Here is a 5,647-nt window from a genome sequence, read left to right on the forward strand (position 1 = left end):
CCGGTGGACAAGGCCGAAGGAACCTCGATCTCAATCAGCAGCCCATCATTCGACCACGTTTTCTCGACATGTCCCTTCAGCTGTTTTTCGATGAGCGCTCCGATGATCGCTGTACCGAAACCTCTTTTGGTTGGCTTGGGCGCTCTTCTGACGCCGGCCTCCCGCCATCGAAGTTTAAAACCTGCTCCTGACGGCCCGGGTGTCCAGCTGATCGAAAGCCTCCCTTGCGAAGCCACAAGAGCGCCGTGGCGGGCCGCGTTGACGGCAAGTTCGTGGAGTACGAGTGCGACCGGTTGAACCACCGGCGGCGGCAGTCGGATATCAGGCCCCCTAAAAACGGCACGGGTTGATGCGAATGGTGTCACCTGCAGCCTAACGAGCTCCTCAACAGAAATGCTCGTCCATCTTCGCTCGGCAAGCAGATTGTGTGCGCGGGCGAGCGCCTGCACCCGGTGTTGGATAGCAGCGGCATAAAGAGCCGGATCGTCGGCGTTGGAGAGGCGAACGATGCTGTCAACGATGGCGAGGACGTTCTTCGACCGGTGGTCGACCTCCATGAGCAGCCGATGCTCGGAAGCCTCAAGCGCCTCGATCCGCCGGTACTCCGTCACGTCGATTTGCGATCCGAAAAAATATAGGATCCTCCCGTCGTCCGCATGGATGGGACTTAGATGCAAGCGGTTCCAGAACTGCTCCCCATTCTTCTTATAATTCAAGATCTCGACGCTGACCTCCCGCTCGTCGGCGATCCCAGCGCGAATTTCAGCGACGGCGATCGGAGACGTCGCCGGTCCCTGAAGGAACCGACAATTGCGGCCCAGCACCTCATCCGCGGGGTAACCTGTCAACTCGAGAAATGATTTGTTGGCCAGCACGATCGGCAGATCCGGTTTGCGGGCGTCGGCGACGACCATTGGCATCCTTGTTCGTTCGAACGCTATCGCCGCAAGTTCTTTCCGGTCGGCCAAGGCTGCTTTTGACGATGCCGACGGTAAGTCGCCGTGCAGTTTTTTTGTCGAATGGCTCGTCATGCTTCACACTTAATCAGAGGTCGCCCAATAACGTTGCACGCCTTCGATTGTTTCCAAGACGATCAACCGATTTGGCCGATGCGGCACGCTTCCCGACGAATCCGCCCGGACATCACGAGTTAATGGCCATGCCAGGGCGCCGGTATAGGATTGAGGTAAGGTCAATTCCACTTGCGCGACCGGAAGGATCAGGCGCAGAATAACATCATGACCCCCATTTCCAGTTCCAGCCGCGCCCGGGAGCGATTTCTCGAAGCCATCCTTCAGAGTGCCATCGAGTATGCGATCATCTCCGTGGATCTCGAATCTCGGGTGACCACCTGGAATGAGGGAGCGCGCCGGATTCTCGGGTGGGATGAGACCGAAATCGTCGGCCAGCCCGTGGCCGTTATTTTCACGCCGGAGGATCGAGAAGCCGGGGTTCCCCAGCGGGAAATGACCGCCGCTTTGACCGAGGGCCACGGAGATGATGAGCGCTGGCACGTTCGAAAGGACGGTTCGTTATTCTGGGCCTCGGGCCAACTGATGGCGTTGCGGTCGGATGAGGGCGAACTCGAGGGCTTTCTGAAGATCCTGCGGGATCGAACCGAGCAGCGAGAGAATGAGGAGCGACAACGTGTCCTGATGCATGAACTCTCTCACCGCATCAAGAATACGCTGACCGTCGTTCAAGCGATTACCAACCAATCATTCCGAAGTGCGAACAGCATGGAGGAGGCAGAGCAGTCGATCAGGGCGCGCATCAATGCCTATGCAAACGCGCACGATATTTTGCTGCAGAAGAACTGGCTGTCGGCGACCATGGATACGATCGTCGAGGCGACCGAGATCAACCTCGGACTTGAGCCGAACCGTGTCAAAGCAAGCGGTCCTGCGGTTAATCTGAGCCCTCAGGCGGCCCTTGCCTTCTCCCTCGTGCTGCACGAGCTTGCCACAAACGCGACAAAGTACGGGGCTCTGTCGGTGGATTCCGGATCTGTCGAGATCGAGTGGTCCGTGCGCAAAAATGCCGGCGACGATCGCTTTGACCTCCTTTGGCAAGAGCGCGGCGGGCCGGTGGTGGAGGCTCCAAGCAAGAAGGGCTTCGGCTCCCGGCTGGTCAATACGAGTCTCTCCGCCTTCGGGGATGTCTCATTTGACTACGCCGCGACGGGCCTTACCCTCAAGCTTGATGCATCGCTTCAGAAGCTGCAATATCAGAATTGCCCGGACGCTGAAGCGTAGCCAGGGCGAGATCGCTTTCACCGAGTGCGCCGTTTGGCCGGGATTTAACGCTTGCTTTGAGCAGCAGCAGACACCGAAATTGGTCATTCCACTGATCATAATGTTTCCGCAGTTCCTCGTGCGCATATTGGTCTCAAAGATCCAGAACGCCTCTGACACGAACAGCAAGATCTTTAATCGAAAAAGGCTTCTGCAGGAGATGGACACCTTTATCGAGGCGACCATGGTGCACTATGGCGTTGCGCGAGTAGCCGGTAGTAAACAAGGCCTTGACGGCGGGCTGCAGCTCCCTTGCCTTCGCGACCAGGTCGGCGCCGCTCATTCCCCCGGGTAAGACGACGTCGGTGAATATAAGGTCAATCGGCAGGTTAAACGCCAAGACCTTTAAAGCCGTCGGACCGTCCTGGGCCTCAAGCACGCGATACCCGAGCTCCTTCAACGACTCTGCGGAATAGGCCAGGACATCCGGGTCGTCCTCAACCACCAGGATGATCTCCCCAGAACCCGCTTCAGGGAGGGGGAGCCGGTCGATGGTTGCCTCATCAACTTGGCCCGCTAGGAGCCTCGGCAGGTAGACCTTGACGGTCGTTCCTTGCCCAAGCTCCGAATAGATTTTCACATGCCCCTTCGACTGCTTGGCGAAGCCGTAGACCTGGCTTAGTCCCAGCCCGGTGCCTTTCCCCTGATCCTTGGTCGTAAAAAAAGGCTCGAAAGCACGAGCGGCGGTTTCCACATCCATGCCCGACCCGGTATCGGAGACAGATATCGCAACATATTGTCCCGGCAACACTTCAGCATGATTTACCGAATAGACGTCATCAAGGTGCGCGTTGAAGGTTTCGATCGTGAGCTTCCCTCCGTCAGGCATCGCGTCTCGCGCATTGATGGTTAGATTGAGGAGTGCGCTTTCCAACGCATTCGGATCTGCCTCCGTCTTCCAGAGGCCGCCGGCAAGAACGATCTCGACCTCGTAAATTTCTCCCAGCGTTCGATGTAAAAGTTCCGACATTCCGCGAATAAGGCCGTTGGCGTCGACGGGTTTCGGGTCGAGTGGCTGGCGCCTGGCGAAGGCGAGGAGCCGCTGTGTCAGCGCCGCGGCTCTTTCGGCACCGTTCATCGCCTGCGAGGCGGCGCGGCGAAGCCGTCCTGCATCGGCCGGCAGGTTCCGCAGCAGCGTATCGAGATTTCCAACGATGATCTGCAGCAGGTTATTGAAGTCATGAGCGACGCCACCGGTCAATTGCCCGACCGCCTCCATCTTCTGGGCTTGTCGCAGCGCCTCGGCGTTGCGGGTCAACTCGTCGCTCTTCTGGATTACAAGATCTTCGAGGTGAGCGTTCAATTCCTTGAGCGCCTCTTCCGCGCGCCGCCGCTCCGCGAGTTCGCGTTGCGCAGCCTCGAAAAGCCTAGAGTTGTCGATGGCAACAGCGGCCTCACCCGCAAGACCGAGTAATCCTTGCTCCGACTCCTCGCTGAACATGCCGGTATCTGCGTGTCCGAAAAACAATCCTCCGATGACCTCTCCCGTGCGCGAAATGACAGGGACCGCAAGATAACTCCGGACGGGAAGATGTCCTTTCGGCATCCCTTGGTGAGGAGGATTTTGTCCGTAACGAGGATCCTGCGTGATATCATCCGACCGAACGATGCCTTCCCCGCTGAATGTTGCCGCAAACACAGCGGTGTTGCGAGGCATGGGAAAGTTTGAGAACGCCTCTTGCGGCATGCCTGCGAGCGAATAGAGCATGTAGCTTTCGCCCGCGTGATCGATGATGTTGTAGAAAAACGCGCCGAACTGCGCTCCGGTCAGTTCGACACCTGCGTCCGTTACCGCCTGCACGAGCCGTTCTAGATTATTTTCGCGTGCGAGAATAGCTCCCGCACGATTGAGCACCTCAAGCGCGCGCGTGCGCTCGCGCAGTGCGGATTCCGTGCGCCGTTGCTTGGTGCGATCTCTGAGAATTTTTACGAAACCGATCAAGCCTTGGCCATCGGCAAACAGCGGGGTGGTTTCGCCGACCGCCCAGATTTTGCTCCCGTCCTTGCGAAATCGCCACCCCTCGCCGCCACCCTTGCCGTTCGCCTTTGCATCAGCAAGCTCAGTGGCGAGCAGGCTCGCGGCATCCTTATCCGCCGGGAAAATCTCAAGCAGAGTCTTTCCCAGCATCTCCTCTTCGGTCCAGCCAAGCAGATTGCTAGCCCCTTTGCTCCACCTGACGACGAATCCGTTTGGATCCAAGATGATGATGTCGGTGTCGACCGCACTGTCGAGAATCTGCTGAAGTCGCTCGGCGGGCAGGTACGTGGACGAGGTCATCTTCTACCATCGGGAGTGGAATAAAGGCGAATTGGCTTTCAAAGTATCACAAGCACCTTCCTGGTCCAGCAGTTGCTCCGATGCTGCCCTAGGCTATTCTGTCAAATCGTGCATGGGAACGCCGCCGGCCCCTTTCGTTCAGCTACGGGAACGCGCAGTTTGTTCCTCATTTACTCCGGTGCGATGCGCGGACAAACAACTTGCTTGTTTCAATGCTTTTTTACGGCATCGAACGGGAACCTCGACGAGCCAACAAGATTACTTCATCGGATCGCAGGAAAGGCGCTATTCGTCGGAATTTAAACGCCTTTCCCTGGCGGTCCAGCTCATCCCAGAGTTGGGTCGTGCGGAGGCAAGTTATGGTCCGCTCCCGATCAAGCGATGCTCCGCGCGGCCCGACAACTTCCAGAAGTGGCGCAAGGACGCCCGCCGCATTTATCGTTTCATCATCCCGTCGGCGCTTGTCGAAACGACGAGCGCCGACAGGATCGCTTCGACAGGCGGCGTTCGCTGGACCAGGCCATCAAACGGGTCGCCATGCCGATGAAGCAAGCCCGCGCCGCAAGTCAGAAGCCATAGCGCCGGTCGAGTTCGGCAAGCGCTGAATGAATTTCATCGATTGGAACCGGCTCCGGTGTTCCGGGAATGTGACGGAACGTCGGCTTCGAATCGACCGCGTAAAAATCAGAAGCCCATCCGGCCAGGATGGTGCGCTTGTCGTCGGCAGACAATGCTGCCGTTTTCACCACGTCGATCGGCCGCCGAAGCTGCATGCCCTGGAGCAAAGTCGCCGGGCCGGTTGCCATGGCATTGGTCGCGACCTGCTGCAATATGTCGTGCATGTCGAGCCTCCTTAACGCACATGTGGATCTCTGTCCCGCCGCAAACGATTGGCGGCGATGGCATCGATCTCCGGCGCCAGCAAATCGTGCCGTTCGGCAAAAGCACTAAACAGGCCGCGCGCGGTCTCCGCGTCGATCTCTCCACGCAGTGCCGCGCGGCAAGCCTGCAGCGCAACCGAATGCGCGGCATCCCTGAGCGAGGGAGGCCACTCGGAAAGATGCCTGTAGGCGTC

At 58.4% G+C, this 5,647-nt stretch carries 5 protein-coding genes; 1 reads left to right on the forward strand and 4 read right to left on the reverse strand.

Features of this window, described 5'->3' with window-relative positions; all coding sequences use genetic code 11:
- Window positions 1–1,031, reverse strand: a 1,031-nt coding sequence (lov, locus tag AF337_RS07070) for a blue-light-activated histidine kinase (protein WP_049731557.1), incomplete at its 3' end; no start/stop codon positions are given.
- 207 nt (window positions 1,032–1,238) lie between these two features.
- Between lov and AF337_RS07075 the strand changes: the two genes are divergently transcribed.
- Window positions 1,239–2,255, forward strand: a complete 1,017-nt coding sequence (locus AF337_RS07075; protein WP_049731558.1) for a sensor histidine kinase — start codon at window positions 1,239–1,241, stop codon at window positions 2,253–2,255.
- 133 nt (window positions 2,256–2,388) lie between these two features.
- Here the strand turns inward: AF337_RS07075 and AF337_RS07080 are convergent, their stop codons facing one another.
- The 3 genes from AF337_RS07080 to AF337_RS07090 form a co-directional block, all read right to left on the reverse strand.
- Window positions 2,389–4,572 carry an ATP-binding protein gene (locus AF337_RS07080; RefSeq protein WP_049731554.1) on the reverse strand — a complete coding sequence of 728 codons (2,184 nt, stop codon included), beginning with the start codon at window positions 4,570–4,572 and terminating at the stop codon, window positions 2,389–2,391.
- Between the two features lie 566 nt (window positions 4,573–5,138).
- A complete protein-coding gene (locus tag AF337_RS07085) occupies window positions 5,139–5,414 on the reverse strand; it encodes a hypothetical protein (RefSeq protein WP_049731555.1) in 276 nt (91 codons plus the stop codon).
- An 11-nt stretch (window positions 5,415–5,425) separates the two neighbouring features.
- The coding region (locus AF337_RS07090; protein WP_049731556.1) for a DUF982 domain-containing protein at window positions 5,426–5,647 on the reverse strand (222 nt) is incomplete at its 5' end.

Origin of the sequence: Rhizobium ecuadorense (genome assembly GCF_001187535.1) — a bacterium.
Taxonomy (GTDB): domain Bacteria; phylum Pseudomonadota; class Alphaproteobacteria; order Rhizobiales; family Rhizobiaceae; genus Rhizobium; species Rhizobium ecuadorense.

Excerpts from the sequence above, each read along its gene's own strand:
- AF337_RS07075 (WP_049731558.1), top strand. The coding sequence starts at position 1,239 with ATGACCCCCATTTCCAGTTCCAGCCGCGCCCGGGAGCGATTTCTCGAA.
- AF337_RS07080 (WP_049731554.1), bottom strand. The coding sequence starts at position 4,572 with ATGACCTCGTCCACGTACCTGCCCGCCGAGCGACTTCAGCAGATTCTC.
- AF337_RS07085 (WP_049731555.1), bottom strand. The coding sequence starts at position 5,414 with ATGCACGACATATTGCAGCAGGTCGCGACCAATGCCATGGCAACCGGC.